The sequence below is a fragment of the Kitasatospora sp. cg17-2 genome (genome assembly GCF_054031055.1).
The window spans coordinates 722260-738546 of record NZ_CM132923.1 but is presented as its reverse complement, the minus strand read 5'-3'; the positions used below and the strand labels follow the sequence as shown (position 1 = coordinate 738546).

11 protein-coding genes and 3 pseudogenes are annotated in these 16287 nt (G+C 73.8%); 4 read left to right on the top strand and 10 right to left on the bottom strand.

Annotation, left to right across the window (positions count from 1 at the left end; genetic code table 11):
* Positions 1-2: 2 nt before the first annotated feature.
* Positions 3-6485, bottom strand: a complete 6483-nt coding sequence (locus tag ACW14Y_RS03065; protein WP_456985765.1) for an SDR family NAD(P)-dependent oxidoreductase — start codon at positions 6483-6485, stop codon at positions 3-5.
* 584 nt (positions 6486-7069) lie between these two features.
* Between ACW14Y_RS03065 and ACW14Y_RS03060 the strand changes: the two genes are divergently transcribed.
* Positions 7070-7693 (top strand): LuxR C-terminal-related transcriptional regulator, encoded by a 624-nt coding sequence (locus ACW14Y_RS03060; RefSeq protein ID WP_030395401.1) that lies wholly within the window; start codon positions 7070-7072, stop codon positions 7691-7693.
* 30 nt (positions 7694-7723) lie between these two features.
* Here the strand turns inward: ACW14Y_RS03060 and ACW14Y_RS03055 are convergent, their stop codons facing one another.
* On the bottom strand, positions 7724-8782 hold the full coding sequence (locus tag ACW14Y_RS03055) for a LuxR C-terminal-related transcriptional regulator (protein ID WP_456985764.1): 1059 nt from the start codon (positions 8780-8782) through the stop codon (positions 7724-7726).
* Positions 8783-9147: 365 nt separating this feature from the next.
* Positions 9148-9446, bottom strand: a pseudogene (locus ACW14Y_RS03050) (helix-turn-helix domain-containing protein); the annotation flags it as partial.
* A 163-nt stretch (positions 9447-9609) separates the two neighbouring features.
* Here ACW14Y_RS03050 and ACW14Y_RS03045 point away from each other — a divergent pair.
* The gene (locus tag ACW14Y_RS03045; protein WP_380395099.1) at positions 9610-9912 is read left to right on the top strand and encodes a hypothetical protein; all 303 of its coding nucleotides are present in this window, start codon (positions 9610-9612) and stop codon (positions 9910-9912) included.
* A gap of 142 nt (positions 9913-10054) precedes the next feature.
* Here the strand turns inward: ACW14Y_RS03045 and ACW14Y_RS03040 are convergent, their stop codons facing one another.
* The 3 genes and pseudogenes from ACW14Y_RS03040 to ACW14Y_RS03030 all read right to left on the bottom strand — a co-directional run bounded on the left by ACW14Y_RS03040 (position 10055) and on the right by ACW14Y_RS03030 (position 11785).
* Positions 10055-11038, bottom strand: coding sequence for a GNAT family N-acetyltransferase (locus ACW14Y_RS03040; RefSeq protein WP_456985763.1), 984 nt, complete (start codon positions 11036-11038; stop codon positions 10055-10057).
* A gap of 43 nt (positions 11039-11081) precedes the next feature.
* Positions 11082-11340, bottom strand: a pseudogene (locus ACW14Y_RS03035) (IS256 family transposase); the annotation flags it as partial.
* Positions 11341-11386: 46 nt separating this feature from the next.
* Positions 11387-11785 carry a VOC family protein gene (locus ACW14Y_RS03030; protein WP_456985762.1) on the bottom strand — a complete coding sequence of 133 codons (399 nt, stop codon included), beginning with the start codon at positions 11783-11785 and terminating at the stop codon, positions 11387-11389.
* A gap of 100 nt (positions 11786-11885) precedes the next feature.
* Here ACW14Y_RS03030 and ACW14Y_RS03025 point away from each other — a divergent pair, with 100 nt between their 5' ends.
* Positions 11886-12887, top strand: coding sequence for a helix-turn-helix transcriptional regulator (locus ACW14Y_RS03025; protein WP_456985761.1), 1002 nt, complete (start codon positions 11886-11888; stop codon positions 12885-12887).
* Between the two features lie 21 nt (positions 12888-12908).
* Here ACW14Y_RS03025 and ACW14Y_RS03020 read toward each other — a convergent pair.
* Positions 12909-13114 (bottom strand): annotated as a pseudogene (locus tag ACW14Y_RS03020) (helix-turn-helix domain-containing protein); the annotation flags it as partial.
* Between the two features lie 308 nt (positions 13115-13422).
* Here ACW14Y_RS03020 and ACW14Y_RS03015 point away from each other — a divergent pair.
* On the top strand, positions 13423-14070 hold the full coding sequence (locus tag ACW14Y_RS03015) for a 2'-5' RNA ligase family protein (protein ID WP_456985760.1): 648 nt from the start codon (positions 13423-13425) through the stop codon (positions 14068-14070).
* A gap of 118 nt (positions 14071-14188) precedes the next feature.
* Here ACW14Y_RS03015 and nagA read toward each other — a convergent pair whose 3' ends face one another.
* From nagA to ACW14Y_RS03000, 3 genes are read right to left on the bottom strand one after another with little or no spacing between them, the layout of a single operon-like run.
* A complete protein-coding gene (gene nagA, locus ACW14Y_RS03010; RefSeq protein ID WP_456985759.1) occupies positions 14189-15346 on the bottom strand; it encodes an N-acetylglucosamine-6-phosphate deacetylase in 1158 nt (385 codons plus the stop codon).
* Entirely contained in the window at positions 15343-15891 is a 549-nt protein-coding gene (locus ACW14Y_RS03005; protein WP_456985758.1) for a pyridoxamine 5'-phosphate oxidase family protein, read from the bottom strand. The genes nagA and ACW14Y_RS03005 overlap by 4 nt, the downstream gene beginning before the upstream one ends.
* 5 nt (positions 15892-15896) lie before the next feature.
* Positions 15897-16256: a hypothetical protein gene (locus ACW14Y_RS03000; protein WP_456985757.1), complete on the bottom strand. Its 360-nt coding sequence runs from the start codon at positions 16254-16256 to the stop codon at positions 15897-15899.
* Positions 16257-16287 lie beyond the last annotated feature (31 nt).

Sequence of the window (16287 nt, the reverse complement as noted above, 5' to 3'; positions counted from 1 at the left end):
GCTCAGCCCTCGCCTTCCGTAGCGGCTTCGCCCGAGGAGCCGTCCTCGCCGTCCTCGCCCGCCGCCGCCGGATCGCCCAGCAGCCGTTCGGCCAGCACCGCCGACAGCGCCCGCGCCGACCCGTACGTCCACAGCAGCGTCGGCGACAGCCGCAGCCCGAACGCCGCCTCCAGCCGGTTGCGCAGCTCCAGACCCATCAGCGAGTCCAGCCCCAGCGACTTGAACGGCGTGTCCCGGTCGATCGCCCCGGCCTCCAGCCGCAGCACCCGCCCGGCCAGCTCCTGCACCTTGGCCTCCAGCAGCTCCGGCCACCGCTCCTGCGGCGCCCCGCGCAGCTCGGCCAGGAACGCCGCGCCCGCGCTGCTGCCGCTCCCGCCGTGCCGGGCCAGCTCCCGCAGCGCGCTCCAACTGGCCAGCGTCGCGGTGTCCGGGTACGCCTCCAGGTACTGCCGCAGGTCGATCGGCACATACGCGACCACCTGCTCGTCGCCGCCGAGGAACCCCTCCAGCGCCCGCCACGCCTCGGCGGTGGAGAAACCCGCCATGCCGCGCTCCGCCAGCCGGGCCCCTCGGTTGTCGTCCGCGGCGGCCAGACCGACGTCGCTGAACGGGCCCCACTGCACGCTCAGCGCCGGCAGCCCGCGCCGCCGCCGGTCCACCGCCAGCGCGTCCATGAAGGCGTTGCCCGCCGCGTAGGCCGCCTGGCCGGCGTTGCCGAACAGCGCGGCCGCGGAGGAGAACAGCAGGAAGAAGTCCAGCGGATCGCCCTCGGTCGCCGCGTCCAGGTGGACCGCGCCGTCGACCTTGGGCGCCAGTACCCGGTCCAGCTGCTCCGCCGTCAGATTGAGCACGGTCGCGTCGTCCAGCAGGCCGGCCGCGTGCACCACCCCGCGCAGCGGGGGCAGTTGCTCGCGGACCCGGCGCACCGCCGCCGCGTCGGCGACATCGGCCGCGAAGGTCTCCACCAGCACACCGCGCGCCCGCAGCGCCCCGATCCGGGCCGCCGCCTCCGCCGTCGGCGCCGAGCGGCCCACCAGGGCCAGCCGGCCCGCGCCGCGCCCGGCCATGAACTCCGCCAGCGACAGGCCGAGCGCCCCGAGCCCGCCGGTGATCAGATAGGTGCCGTCGCCCCGGAACCGGCCGTCCCGCAGCGGCTCCGGCGCGACCTCGGTGACCGTCGACGGGTCCGAGAGCACGAACTTCCCGATGTGCCGGCCGTGGGACATCTCCCGCATCGCCTCGGCGGCCCGCGCGAACGGGTAGGACAGCACCGGCAGCGGCGCCAGCTCACCCGCCTCCACCCGCTCCCACACCTCGGCGAACAGCCGGGTGAACAGCGCCGGCCGCCGGGCGATCACCCCGGCGAGGTCCAGCGAGGACAGGCCGATGCCCTTGCGGAACGCGTCCAGGCCCAGCGTGCGCCCGCCGTAGATGTCGGCCTTGCCGACCTCGACGAACCGCCCGCCCTCGGCCAGCACCTCCAGACCCAGCGGGATCGCCGCGCCCGTCAGCGAGTTGAGGACGACGTCCACCCCGCGGCCGCCGGTCGCCGCCCGCACCTCGTCCGCCCAGGAGAGGTCCCGGGAGTCGAAGACGTGCCGCACGCCCAGCTCGCGCAGCCGGGCCCGCTTGTGCGCGCTGCCCGCCGTGGCGAGCACCTCGGCGCCCAGCAGCCGCGCCACCGCGATCGCCGCCAGCCCCAGCCCGCCCGCCGCCGAATGGATCAGCACCGTCTCGCCCGGCAGCAGCGAGGCCAGATGCCGCAGGCCGTACCAGGCGGTGATGGTCACCGCCGGGAACGCCGCCGCGTCGGCGTCCGTCATCCCCTCCGGCACGTGCTGCGCGTGGTCGGCGAGCACCGTCCAGTGGGTGGCGAGCGCGCCGCCGCTGGTGCAGGCGACCACCCGGTCGCCGACGGCGAAGCGGGTCACGCCCGCGCCGGTCCTGGTCACCACGCCCGCGCCGTCCAGACCGAGCAGCCGGGCGTCGGCCGTCGGATCCGGATAGGTGCCCATCACCTTCATCACGTCGATGAAGTTCAGCGCCGCCGACCCCACCGCGAGCTCGATCTCCCCGGCGCCCGGGGCCCGCCGCTCCAGCGGCCGGAACGCCAGACCGTCCCAGGTGCCCCGGCCGTCCGGCGCGAGCCGGAACGGCTGCGGGGCCGCCGAGCGCCAGCGCGGCCGGGCCGGGTCCGCGAGGTCGTCCACCGGGCCCGCCGCGCCGCGCACCAGCCGGCCGACCAGCCGCTCCCCGCCGCGCAGCACCACCTGGTCCGCGCCGTCCTCGGCCGACAGCTCGACGGCGCACCGCGCCGCCCAGTCGGCCTCGTCACCGGCCACGTCCACCAGCACCGGCCGCAGCTCGGGGTGCTCACGGCGCAGCACCCGCCCGAAGCCCCAGTACAGGGCCGCGCCCGGGTCGACCGCCCCGGCCGCCGACGGCGGCAGCTGGGCGTCGGCGGTCACCACGGCCAGCCGGGGCACCTGCGGGCGCGCGGAGCAGGCGCGCACCAGCGCGGCCAGCGCCGTGAGGGCCGCCCGCTGGGCGTCCGGCCCCGCGTCCGCGCCCGGCGCCAGGAACACCACACCGTCCAGCCCCTCCACGGTGGCCAGCCGCTCCTGCCAGACCTCGGTCCGCGCCGCGTCCGCGCCGTCGGCCACCTGGGCCAGCGCCGTCCCGCCGAGCGCGCCCAGCGCCTCGGCCAGCTCCCCGGCCCGCGCCCAGGCCGCCGTGCCGCCGACCGGGTCGGCCGCGCACACCGCCCAGCGGCCGGTGTGCCGCGGTGCGTCGGTCCCGTCCTCGTCGGCCTCGGCCAGGCGCTCCGCGGGCCGGAACTCCAGCCGGTGGATCCGCTCCGCGTCCACCGCACCGGGATCGGCCGAGGCCGCCAGCGCCCGCATCCGCAGGCCCAGCAGGCTCAGCACCGGCCGCCGCCCGGCGTCGAACAGGAACAGGTCCACCTCCTCGCCGCCGTCCCGCCGCACCGCGTGCGACCACAGCGCCGTCACCGGCTCCGCGAGGTCCTGGTGCAGATGCACCCGCCCGACCCCGACCGGCACCGCCGCCTCCTCGCCCGGGAACAGCGGGATCGACGCCTGCAGCGCCGCGTCCCACAGCGCCGGGTGCAGCCGGTGCGGATGGCCGCCGGCCAGGCAGCCCTCCGGCAGCCGCACCTCGGCCAGGCACTCCGCCGCCCCGGACCGCAGCCCCAGCACACCCTGGAACGCCGGACCGTAGTTCAGGCCCCGCGCCGCGCAGTCGGCGTAGAACGCGGCGGCCGGCGCGGCGTCCAGACCGAGCAGCCGCTCCGGGAACGACGGCGCCTCCGGCGCGGTGTCCTCCGCCAGCACCCGCGCCGAGGCGTGCCGCACCCAGCCCTGCCCGCCCGGCTCCAGCGAGGACAGCGTGAAACTGCCGCCGCCCGTCACATCGTCCCGCCAGCCCAGTGCCACCGTCACCGGCTCCTCGGTGAGCGTCAGATGGCCGTGCAGGCCGACCTCGGCGAGCGTGCGGTGCGCACCGCCGGTCCTGGCCAGCGCCGTGCGCAGCGCCAGCTCCAGCATCCCGGTGCCCGGCAGCACCACCGCGTCGTACACCCGGTGGTCGCGCACCCAGGGGATGTCCGCCGGGGCCAGCTCCAGCATGCCGGTCCAGGCACCCTGCTCGGTCACCGAGGGCACCAGCCGCAGTTCCTCCCCGGCCCCGCTCCCGGCCCGTCGGCGGCCCTGCTCCACCCAGTGCACGGACCGTTGCCACGGGTACGGCGGCACCGGCGCCCAGGCGGACCGCGGCAGCGCGCCGAACGGCTCCAGACCGCTCACGTACGCCCGCGCCGCGGACTCGCGCACCGTGTCCGGCGAGCCCTGGTCGCGCCGCAGCGTCGACAGCACCTGCGGCGGCACCGGCCGTTGCGCCGCCAACTGCTCCAGCGCCGGGGTGAGCACCGGGTGCGGGCTGATCTCGACCACATGGGTCACCCCGGTGTCGAACAGCCGCTCCATCGCGTCCGCGAACATCACCGGCCGGCGCAGGTTGTCCACCCAGTAGCCGGCGTCCAGCTCCGGCCCCTCCAGCGGGGCCACCCGCACCGTCGACATCAGCTCGACGTCGCCCCGGCCCGGCCGCACCGACCGCAGCGCCGCCAGCAGGTCGTCCTCCAGCTCGTCCATCTGCGGGCTGTGCGAGGCGTAGTCGACGTTCACCAGCCGGCAGAAGGTGCCCTCGGCCTCCAGCAACTCCTTGAGTGCCAGCACGAGTTCGGTGTCACCGGAGAGCACGCAGCTGTTCGGGCCGTTGTTCACGGCCAGCGACACGCCCTCCTCGAAGCCGGACAGCGCCGCCTTCGCCGCGTCCAGCGAGAGGTCCACCGCCAGCATCCGGCCCTTGCCCGAGGTGCGGCGGGCGATCGCGCTGCGCCGGGCGACGACCATCGCGCCGTCCTCGTAGGAGAGGATGCCCGCCGCCGTGGCCGCGGTGACCTCGCCCTGGCTGTGGCCGACCACCACGTCCGGCTCGACGCCGGCCGCCCGCCACAGCTCGCACAGGCCCAGCGACACGGCCCAGAGGGTCGGTTGCAGCATGTCGATCCGCGACAGCCACTCCTCCCCGGCCTCGCCGGAGACGACCCGGACCAGGTCCCAGTCCGTCCACGGCTCCAGCGCGGCCGCGCAGCGGTGGATCACCGCGGCGAACACCGGCTCGGCGGCCAGGAGTTCGCGGCCCATGGCGTGCCACTGCGAGCCCTGGCCGGGGAACACGAAGGCGGTCCGGCCGACGGTCGCGGCACGGCCGGTGAAGACGCCGGGCACCGGCTCGGCACCGGCCGGGTCGGCGGCCAGCCGCTCCAACTGCGCGGCCGCTCCGGCGGCGTCGGCGGCCAGCAGGGCGGCGCGGACCGGGAACTGGTCGCGCTGCCAGGCCAGGGTGCCGGCCAGCGCCGCCAGTTGCTCCGGCTCCGGCGACTGCTCCGGCTCCGGCGATTGCTCCGGCGCCGCGTCGGTGGCGCCGGTGAGCAGATCGCGCAGCTCGCGGGCCCGCTCGGCGAGCGCCTGCTCCGAGTGCGCGGACACCGGCAGCAGCACGGGGGCGTGATGCACGTCGGCGGCGCGGTGCTCGTCGGCGGCGCGGTGCACCTCGGCGGCGCGGTGCGCGTCGGGTCGGTCGTCGGCGACCGGGGTCTCCGGCCGCGGCGCCCCGGTCAGCACCACGTGCGCGTTGGTGCCGCCCCAGCCGAAGCTGCTCACGCCGAGGAAGACCTGCTCGTCCGCCGGCAGCGGCAGCGGCTCGCGGACCACCGTCACGTTCAGCTCGTCGAAGGCGATCTCCGGGTTGAGCTCCGCCGAGTGCAGGCTCGGCGGCACCACGCCGTGGCGCAGCGACAGCAGCGCCTTGAACAGCCCGGGGATCCCGGCCGCGGCCTCCAGATGGCCGATGTTGGTCTTCACCGAGCCGATCGGCAGCGGACCGGCGTCCGCGCTGCGGGTCCGCCCCAGCACCCGGCCGACCGCGCCGGCCTCGATCGGGTCGCCGACCGAGGTGCCGGTGCCGTGCGCCTCCACATAGGCGACCCGGTCCGCCGGGATGCCCCAGTGCCGGTAGGAGTCCCGCAGCAGCCGCTCCTGCCCGAGCGGACTGGGCGCGACGACGCTCTGTCCGCCGCCGTCGTTGTTCACGGCCGTACCGGCGATGACACCGTGGATCCGGTCCCCGTCCGCCTGCGCCCGGGCGACGGTCTTCACGTACAGGGCGCCCACGCCCTCGCCGCGCACGAAGCCGTTCGCCCCGGCGCCGAAGGCCTTGCACCGGCCGTCGGGGGAGAGACCGCCGAAGTACGTCAGACCGATCGAGGCGGTCGGGTCGAGGATCAGCGCGACACCGCCGATGATCGCCGCGTCCACCTCGCCGGCCCGCAGGGCCTGGGCGGCGAGGTGCGCCGCGACCAGCGCGGAGGAGCAGCCGGTCTCGACGACCAGGCTGGGCCCGGTGAGCCCGAGGAAGTAGGAGACCCGGGCGGCGATCATGTCGAGCGCGTAGCCGGGCGCCGTGTGCTGGGTGACGCCGGCGGCGCTCTTGCGGCCGACGTGCTCGTAGTCGTGCCAGCCGGCGCCGACGAACACGCCGGTCCGGCTGCCCGCGAGCGCGCGGGCCGGTGTCCCGGCGTCCTCCAGCGCCCGCCAGGCCGCCTCCAGCATCAGCCGCTGCTGCGGGTCGAGCATCTCCGCCTCGCGGGGGGAGATGCCGAAGAAGGTGGCGTCGAAGCGGTCGACGTCGGTGAGGAATCCGCCGACGGCCTGGATCTCGCGCTGCGGGTCGAGCTGCGCGGTGGCGTCCCAACGGCTCGCGGGGACGGGGCCGATGGCGTCGTGACGGTCCATCAGTAGTCGCCAGAAGCTCTCGACGTCCGGGGCGTCGGGGAACCGTCCCGCCATGCCGACGACGGCCAGGGCCTGGGCCGGGTCCTGGACCACAGGGTCTGTGTGCATGTCCTCTTCCTCAGGGCATCCGTGGAGCCGGTCCGGGCGCGGACCGGCGCCCGGCCCGGGGCGTGCGGGGGCACGCTGGGGCGGGGTGCCGGCGGGGCACGGGCCGGGGTCGGGGCGGGATCGGGGCGGACGGGAGCCGCGCGGGAGGGTGCCGCGCGGGCGGTGTCGGGTCGGGTCGGCCGGGAGCGGCCGAGTGCCGCGCGGGGGCTGTCGGGGCGGCGGAGGGGTCGGGGGGCAGCGGGTGTCGGGGGCCGCGCGGGGCGGACGGGCCCCGCGCGGCAGTCGATCACCAGTGCGCATCGTGGTCCCGGCAGGTCACCGCCGACAAGGCGTTGACCTGCTTTTACTGACACTTGTCACGTCCCTGCCCGCGGGCGTCGGGTCGGCCGCCGGACCCGGGATAAGTTGAGGGGTCACCGAATGACACGCGTAGACCCACGTAGACCCACCGGTCCTGCTGAGGACATGTCCGCACCCGGACGCCCGGGTGCCGTCGACGGGAGCGGGCCGTCCGCCACACACTGGGGCGCGGCCGCACGATCGCCATGAGTTCCGTTCACGGGATCCTCGGGGGAGACCTAGTGATGACCATTCGTGTGTTGGTAGCCGACGAGCAGCTGCTGCCCCTGGACGCGATCGCCGAGGTGCTCGCGTCCGTCAAGGACTTCGAGGTCGTGGGGGCGGTGAACCGGAGTTCGATGGTCGTCCCGGTCGCGGTGCGCCGCCGGCCGGACGTGGCCGTGCTGGGCATGGGCACCGCGCAGGGCGGCTTCCGCCTGGTGCGGGAGCTGGGGAAACGTCTACCCGACTGCCGGGTCGTCCTGATGGCGGCCCGGCCCACCCGGACCCTGGTGGACCGGGCGGTGTCGGCGGGGGCGCTCGGGGTCGTCACCAAGCAGACCAAGATCCCCCGCCTGGTCGACGCGATCCGGGACGCCGCCGCGGGCGGCCGCCCGGCCCCCGGCGAGGCCGAACCTGCGCCCGACGGGCCGGCGGTCCGGACGGCCGTCGCGGAGCAGGTGCTGAGCGCGCGGGAACGCGAGATCCTCCGGCTCACCGCCACCGGCGCCTCGGTGAAGGAGGTCGCCCGCGAGCTCTACCTGGCCGCCGGGACGGTCCGCAACCTCACCTCGGGCGCGATGCGCAAGCTCGACGGGCGCAACCGCTTCGACGCCGCCCGGATCGCCGCCGAACGGGGGCTGCTGTGACATCCTCCCCGCGCCGCTCCGGTGCTTCGATCAGCCCTGCGCCGCCCGCACTTCCCTGTCCTCCCGGCCTTCCCTGCCTTCCCTGTTCTCCCGGCCTTCCCTGCTCTCCCGGCCCTCGTGTTCGAGCAGCCCGAGCCGGGTGGCCCGCACCATCGCCGTGAGTCGGTTGTCGGTCTCCAGCACCCGCAGGATCTCGGCGACGAACCGCCGCACCGTCCGGTCCGAGTACCCGAGATGACGGGCTATCGACTTGTCGGTGGCCCCGGCGGCCATCATTCGCAGTACCAGCCGATGGGTGCCGGACAGCACCGGCGCCGAACCGCCGCCGCGCCGACGCCTGGTGTACGGCGCGGCCGTGGACCAGCTGTGCTCGAAGACCCGGGTGAAGAGCTGGGCGAGCAGTCCGCCGTCGATCACCACACTGCGGCGCAGCCCCTCGACCTGCGACCGGGTGACCACCTTCTCCCGGTCGACGATGACCAGCCGCAGCGGCAGCGACTCCGCCGTCCGGATCTCCGCCCCGGCCTCCTGGAGCGCGTTCACGTACTCCACGACCGCCGGGCTCGCCAGCGCGGAGGCCGGCGCCACCAGCCGGTAGTGGACACCCCGGCGCAGCAGCTCGACGTCCTCGCGGATGCACGGGTGCAGTGCTTCCCGCTCGGCCGCCGTGGGCAGCATCACCGCTACCTCGGACCGGCTGGACGCGTGCAACTCGCCGAGCCGCTGCCCCAGTTGCGCCCGTGACTCGACCACCTCGACCGCCGGACTCTCCCCCGTGGAGGCCGGAGTGGCGAGGAAGCCGTCGGTGAGGTCGGAGATCAGGTCCTGCGCCCGGGCGAACTCCGCCAGACGCTCCTGCTGATCGGCGACCAAACGTCTCAGGACGCTCTGCGGCGTGGCCGCCGCCTCCGGCCCCCGGTCGAGCAACCCGTTCCCGGCCAGCCACTCGACGGCCTCCCGGACCTCCTCGACCCCGGCGCCGAGGTCCCGGGCGAGATCCTCCGGGCATATGCCGCTTTCTGTGCTGCGAAGAAGTGAGAGGTAGACACGGTACGCAAAGCGCGCGTCAATCCCGGTCGCCGCCGTCATCGCCGTGAACTCCAGCCGTAGATACGGATCGTGAGCAGCAAAAGTGATGAGCCCTCAGAGGCTCGGCTGGCGACACTACTTGAAGAAGTACGGCCACCTGTAGAGGGCCAGGAAGACCTGAGGCGAACAACGCGTCACCTCTCGAGTCCAATCCGTCACTGCATCCCCGGCGGGCGCGCTCAGGGCCGTGTCAACCATCCGGAAACATGATCACAACGGCACAAATCGTGCGCGTAAAGGAGTGCAAGGAGTAGCCTTCCGTGAGCCCGACCGTGCGGTCGAAGGCCGCATACGGGGCGGGCGGGGCCTGCGCGCCATGGGTGGAATCCTCGAGTGGGCGCGTATCCGGGAGGGGCAACTCGTGCTAGGGATTTCACCCGTGCCGGCGTCCAGCGCCGGTCCTCCCCCCATGGGCCAGCGGACCACGCTCCATCTCGCTTTCAAGCCGCACCACTTGCGCCTCGCTCAGCTTCGACCTGCCCGGCGAACTCTTCGAACGGACCTCCGACTCGTCGCGCTCCCGCCGCTGCCGGTGCCACCGTTCCACCGACCGATCACTCACCCGCAGCGCGGCCGCGATGTCCCAGTTCTTCTCCCCGCCCTCGAAGCGCGCCACGGCCTCCAGCCGAATCCGCTTCCGCGTGGCCCTCTCGTCGTCGGTCAAGCCGCCGCCCTGCGCGTGCCTCGTACCTCAGGGCTCCTGGATCCCCACTCCGCCTGTCAGGCGATCGGGCCCGACATCACCCGATCGAGTTCAGTGAGCACATCGAGGCGACCTCGGCTGCTTGAGTAGCAGCAGGCGCAGCATTGGTCGGGAGGAGAAGAATGTGGCGGGGATCATGGGCCGCTTGGTTGACGGTACGAGGGGCATGGTCGGCGAAGCTGGCGTTGAAGTCGGCCGACGCGTCTACGCGGACGGGTACGACCGGGCAGTTGAAATCAGCCTGGGCGTCCTTGGCCAGAAGATCGACGCCTTGATGAAGCGAACCATGTCGGGCGATCGGCTGTCCGACCAGGAGCTGTTCCTGCTGGGAAGCCTGACTGAGTTCAGGGAAGAACTGACGCAGGCGCTGAATGACTTCTGGGAGCAGGGCGGTCCGTCCGGCGTTCGCTCCGATGAGCGCCGGTAGTCGCCTGCCAAGGTGGCGGCAGCGAACCACGACGAGCAGCCAGGCTGGGCTGGACGATCAGGCCCCGTGCGGTGGAGTTGTCGGCCGTAGACGCGAACGACTGATCAGTGCTTTGACCGGATCTCGATGAACTCCGGGTGGATCAAGCAAGCGGCTTGCGGTAGCGGACGTACTCGTTCTGTCGTCGGAATCCCACGCTCTCGTAGAGGTCGTAGGACCGGTGCGGGTTTGCCGTGCCCGTGAACAGCCGGGCGGTCGTTGCGCCCTGCTCGCGAAGGCTCCGCAGCCCGTCGAGCAGCAGGGCCCGGCCGATTCCGAGGCGTTGCCGGTCCGTCCGGACACTCAGCTCCTCCACCTCGCCCACGGTGCGGTCGTGACGGCGGATGGAGCAGAGGGCGACGCCGACCATGTCCGGCCCGATCCAGGCAGCCCTCCAGCATGTCGGGTCGGCGTTGTCGACGAAGTCCCGGAAGGGCCATCTCTGAGTGAAGCCGGTGTCCGCATACGAATCAACGACCGTCCTCCAAGCCGCACGGTAGTGGCTTGTCCCGATCGGCCCTGTCCGTGTCCCGACCGGCAGTTCGCTGCCCGGCTCGGGCAACTGCCGCAGATCGCCCAGTTCCAGCTCGACCAGGCTGAAGACACGTCGGTAGCCGGCTGCGAGCAGAAGGGCCGTGGCGTCCTTCTCGGAGGCCGTGGCGTTCGCGCCGATCACCGCCGTCCGCGCCGTTCCGTGCTGTTCGACGATCCGGCGGATCCGCCCTTCGGCCCAGCTCAGCATGGCTGAGCCGATGCCCTGGCCGCGATGCTCGGGCAAGAGGTGGCCGCGGTGCAGGTACAGCCACGTATCGTCCCGTTCCTGCCACCACCGGATCGTCGAGTAGCCGACGACGCTCCCGTCGAGCACCACCAGGATCTGGTTCTTGGTCGGCTCCTCCGACTTGGCAGAAGCTTCGGCGATCTCGGCCGCTGTCGGCAGCCCTTCCACCACCGAATGGACATCGACCCGGTCCCGTTCCGCACACCCCCGCCGTACCGCGGCCATGGCACCGTGGTCCTCGTCGCCGCGATACGGCCGGAACCCGAAGCCGGCCGGAAGGTCCTGTCCTGCCGTGCCGTTCGACATGACCGGATGATCTCGAACTCCGACGCGGGTCCGCCACCCTGATTCACGCCGCCGTCGTCCGCGGCCGTTCAACGAGCCGGCCGCGTTCACAGCGGGCCTCGACGCGGACGAGGGCGACGAGGTGGGTGCGTTCAGGGCTCGTCGGCGGGCCTGGGCGGACTCGACGAGCTCGAAACCATCGCCAGGTCGGCTGCGGCCCGGGATTCGGCGCCCTGGGTGACCTCGGTCCGCAGACGGACGGTCACGAAGGTCGACTCGACGGGGTTGGCGCTCCGCAGGTGGATCCAGTGCTCGGCGGGGAAGTCGTCGCCGAGGGCCCTGTCGCCGGTTCGTCGACGGGTCGGCCTCTCAGCGGGCGAACCTCGCCCTCGCGGCCTCGGTGACAGGGGTGAAGAAGTTGACCAGGTTGCCGTCCGGGTCGCGGAACAGCAGGGAGCGGTTGCCCCAGGGCATCGTGGTGGGTTCGGTCACGAACTCCGGCACGTCGGCGCTCAGTCGCCGGTGGGCGCCGTCCACGTCGTCGACGAGGAACTCCAGCACCACGCTGCGGTTGGCGGCCGGCTCGGCCGATCCCGGTGCGAACAGCGGGACGGTGCGGGTGCCGGCGATGGCCAGCGTCGCCGAGGCCGTCCTGAGCTCGGCGAAGTCCGGGGTGGACCAGTCGGCGCCGACGCCGGTGGCGCGCTCGTAGAAGTCCACGAGGCGGGCGACGTCGGCCGTGACGATGCGGATCGAGAGGAAGTCCATGGGTGTCTCCTGCGGTTCGGTCGTGCGGTCGGTGCTTCCGGTACGACGTTAGGACCGATACTGGACACAATCCGCCCGGTATCGCTGGGAGACTTCCCGCATGGCCCGACCCACCGCCCGCGTCCTCGCGCTGCTGGAACTGCTGCAGTCCGGCGGTGTCCGCACCGTGGCCGAGCTCGCCGACCGCCTGGGGGTCGACGAGCGCACGGTGCGCCGGTACGTCGACCACCTGCTCGACCTCGACGTGCCCGTCGAGTCGGTGCGCGGCCGCTACGGCGGCTACCGGCTCGGGGCCGGGTACCGGCTGCCCCCGCTGATGCTGAGCGACGACGAGGCCCTCGCCGTCCTGCTCGGACTGGTCGCCGGCCGGCACACCGGCCTGACCGCGGTGGCGGACGCCGGGCACACCGCGGGCGAGACGGCGGCGGCCAAGATCCGCCGGGTGCTGCCCGAGCGGCTCCGACAGCGGCTCGACGCCGTGCTGGACGCCCTCACCCTCACCGCCGCACCCGGATCCCGGGCGACGGCGGTGCCCGACTCCCAGGTCCTGCTCACGGTCGCGGACGCGGTGCGCGGCCACCGGCCGCTCGCGGTCCGGTACACCGCGGCGGACGGACGGCGCAGCGAGCGCACGCTGCACCCGTACGGGCTCGTGGCGCACGAGGGCCGCTGGTACCTGACCGGCGTGGATCCCGCGGTGGGGGAGGACCGCACCTTGCGCCTGGACCGCGTCGCGGGCGTACGGACCCTGCCGGGCGCCTTCGAGCCCCCGGCCGCGGTCGACCCGGCGGAGCGCCTTCTGCACGGGCTCGCCACGGCCCCGTACCGGTACCGGGTGGTGCTGCGGGTCCGGTCGACGGCCGAGCGGATCCACCTGCGGCTGCCCGCGAGCGTCGCCGTGGTACGGGAGCTCCCGGCAGTGGAGCCGGGGGCGGCGCGGTGGAACCGGGTGGAGCTCCGGGTGGACCGGCTGGACTGGTTGCCGGCGGTGCTCGCCTCGCTGGACGCGCCGTTCGCCGTCGAGGAGCCCGCGGAGCTCCGGACGCTGGTCGCAGCCTTCGCCGAACGGCTCGCCGAGTCGGCGGCGAGAGTCCCTGACTGAGCGGGGCCCGACGGCGTCAGGACCCGGTCCGGGGGAGAGGCCGCCGGGGTGCGGGCGCAGCCGTTCGCCCTGAGGCCCGAACAGGACCGGGTACTCGACCGGTTCACCGGGTACGGCGTTGGCGACGCCGTGCGGGTGTCGAACTCGACCGTCCCGCCGGCCGAGAGGAGGAGGTCGTCATGCCCGAGGGCCAACCAGAGCCGCCCGTACCGCACGCACGCCCACTCGTTCTACGGCGCCGTCCGAGAGCGGCCGCTGTCGTGAACTCCCGGGAACAGACCCGCGGCGGCACCCTTAGCACGTCACCAACAACGAGGAGTCGTCCTCATGTCGACCTTGCCGAAGGCGGCCGATTCCGGCGAGCAGCTGCGCTCGGCCATGGTCGAGGCAGTGCGAGCCGGCGGGACGATCTGCACGGACTGCGTGGCTGACACCCTACGGATCACGGCGTCGGCGGGAGACCGGGCGGGGTTCCCCGTGCTGCTCCCGAGCTGAGACGGTCGTTCTCACTCCCTCCTGCGACGAGGAGAACTTCATGAAGGCGTTCCATCCCACCTTCGGCACCCGACCCTGGCCCGACGGCCTCCGGGCCCTCCAGGTGTACGCCCTGCCCGACCTGCCAGAAGGGTCGGCCCTACGGGGCCTCCTCGCAGGCCTTCGCAAGGTGCTCGCGGGGCTGCCCCTCGTGCCGGTCCCTGACGAGCGCGCACATATCACCCTCGACATGATCACCTCTGCATCCGCCGACGCCATTGGCCACGCGGTCCGTGACTCACTCGCCGAGCGGCTGCGCACCGCCGTGGCCGACATCGGGCCGGTCCTTCTGCAGGCCGGATCGCCGATCGCGTACCGCACCGGTGTGCGCCTGGACCTTCACCCCGATGACCGCCTCGCCGTTCTTCAGCGCCGCGTCCGTACCGCTGTCCACGAGGTCTTCGGAGCCGACGCGGCCGGCTACCCGCTTGGCGTTCTCCACACGACCGTCGCGTACGCCGCGGCGGACACCGACACCGACCAAGTTGCGCAGATCATCCACTACGTGCGGCCCGGCCACGCGACCTTCACCGTGAGCCGGATCGCCCTGATCGAGGTGTACTGGCAGCGCGTCCCGACGCCCGGCGCGGACCTGCCCGGCTGGCAGATCTGCTGGGACACCCACGCCGTCGTCCCGCTCGACTCGTAGGCTGCCAAGGGGCCCGGTGTGTGTGCGAACGAGCTGGGAGCCGCAGCACCTGCGGTGCGGTCCACCTGCCGGGCGTGGGTGCAGCGGGCCTGGCACGGGGTCGTGCGGGGGGCGGGGGTCAGCGGGTTCCGATCATGTGGCCCTGGAGGACGGTGTGCCGGACGTGCAGTCGGGGTGTGAGGACGACCAGGTCGGCGTCCTTGCCCGGGGCGATGGAGCCGGTCCGGTCGCCGAGGCCGAGGAGCCGGGCCGGGGTGGTGGCCGCCGCGGCGGCCACCTGGGTGAGGGGGAGGCCGAGGTGGTGGACGGCCCGGCGGACGGCGCGGTCCATGGTCAGGGTGCTGCCGGCGAGGGTGTGTCCGTCCGGCAGGGTCGCGCGGCCGTTGCGCACGGTGAGGTCGACGTCCTCCAGGCGGTACTCGCCGTCGGGCATTCCGGCGGCGGGGGTCGCGTCGGTGACCAGGGCCGCGCGGTGGGGCGCGGTCGCGAAGGCGATGCGCACCGTGTCGTCGTGCAGGTGCAGGCCGTCGTTGATCAGCTCGAAGACGATCCTGTCGTCGGCGAGGGTGGCGCCGGCGAGGCCCGGTTCGCGGTGGTGCAGCGGGTTCATGGCGTTGAACAGGTGGGTGGTCAGCCGGGCTCCCGCGGCGAAGGCGTCGCGGGAGCGGCGGTGGTCGGCCTCCGAGTGGCCGATCGCCGCGATGGCGCCCGCGGCCACGACGGACCGCACCAGTTCCAGGCCGCCCGGGAGTTCGGGGGCGAGCGTGACGACCCGGACGTGGCCCCGGCCGGCCGTGAGCAGCGCGGCCAGGGTGGCCGGGTCGGGGGTGAGCAAGTGTGCCTCGGCGTGGGCGCCCCGGTGGCGGCTGCTGAGAAAGGGGCCTTCGTAGTGGATCCCGGCGACTCCGGCGCAGCCGGGGTCGCCGGCGTCGAGGAGGTCGGCGAGGGTCGCGGCGGCGGCGGTCATCCGGGGCACCGGGCCGGCGATGATGCCGGCCAGCATCCGGGTGGTGCCGTGGCGGTGGTGGAAGGCGACGGCCCTGCGCACCTCGTCGGGATCGCCGGATCCGACGGAGGCGCCGTCACCGCCGTGCAGGTGCAGGTCGACGAAACCGGGGAGGAGGTACGCGTTCGCCAGGTCGTGGACGTCGTCGTCGGCGGCGGCCGGGGCCGCGCCGGTGCCGACCCCGGTGATCGTGGGGCCGGAGAAGGTGACCCACCCCGGCTCCAGGACTTCGTGCGGGGTGACGACGCGTGCGTTCGTCAGTGTGGTCACGGCCGGGCAGGGCGGGCCGGGCGGGCGAGTTCGGCGAGGTCGACCTCCACACGGGTGTCGTGCTTGTCGGCGAGCCAGCGGTCGATGTCCAGCAGCCACCACCGGTGCACGCGCACCACGTAGAAGCGGCGCGGCCCGTGGCCGGTGAAGTCCGACTCCGGGAGGAGCCAGGCCGCGCGGACCTCCGGGTCGGGGTGGTTCAGCTCGTAGTACGTCTGCCGGTGCCACGGGACCTCGGACTCCGGCACGGCCTCGCAGCGCCCGGTGAACTGGGCGCCGTCCAGGCCGAATCCGGGGGTGCCGAGCAGGTGGACCGAGCCGGCGAGGTCGGGCCGCGCCTCGATGTTCCGGGAGTGCTTGGACCGGTGGAGGGAGTAGTAGAGCAGCCGGAGCGGGTCGCGGAGGGCGACGAAGTTCACGGTGGAGGCCCAGGGGCCGTCCTCGCCGAGGGTGGCGAGGGTGGTGAAGCGTCCGTGGTCGAGGAGGTGGGTGCTGCGTGCGACGTGGTCGGCGTACTCGGAGCCGGAGCCGGAGCCCGTGGTCACGGCGGTCACCTCGGCGGCGGGGCGCGGTGGAGGCCCATCGCGACGGGCGGGTCGTTGAGCAGGGCGGCCTCGGCGAGGCGCCACCAGTGGGTCTGCTCGGTGCGGCGCTCCTCCCAGGCGGGGTCCTTGCTGCGGGCGGAGACCTGGCGGCGGTAGGTGCCCCAGGCGGCCTCGTCGGCGAAGGTGACGAGGTGTTCGAGGGCGTGGACGTGGGTGCCGACGGTCCGCAGGTGCCAGCTGGTGGCGAGCACGGTGTCGAGTCCTTCGTAGAACCACTTCTCGCGTTCGGCGGCCCAGGCCCAGAACCCGGCCGGGTTCGCCTCGGCGGCCTCCGTCAGTTCGAGCCGGTAGTGGAGGTGGAGCATGAACGTTTCTCCTTCCCTGAGGGACGCTGGT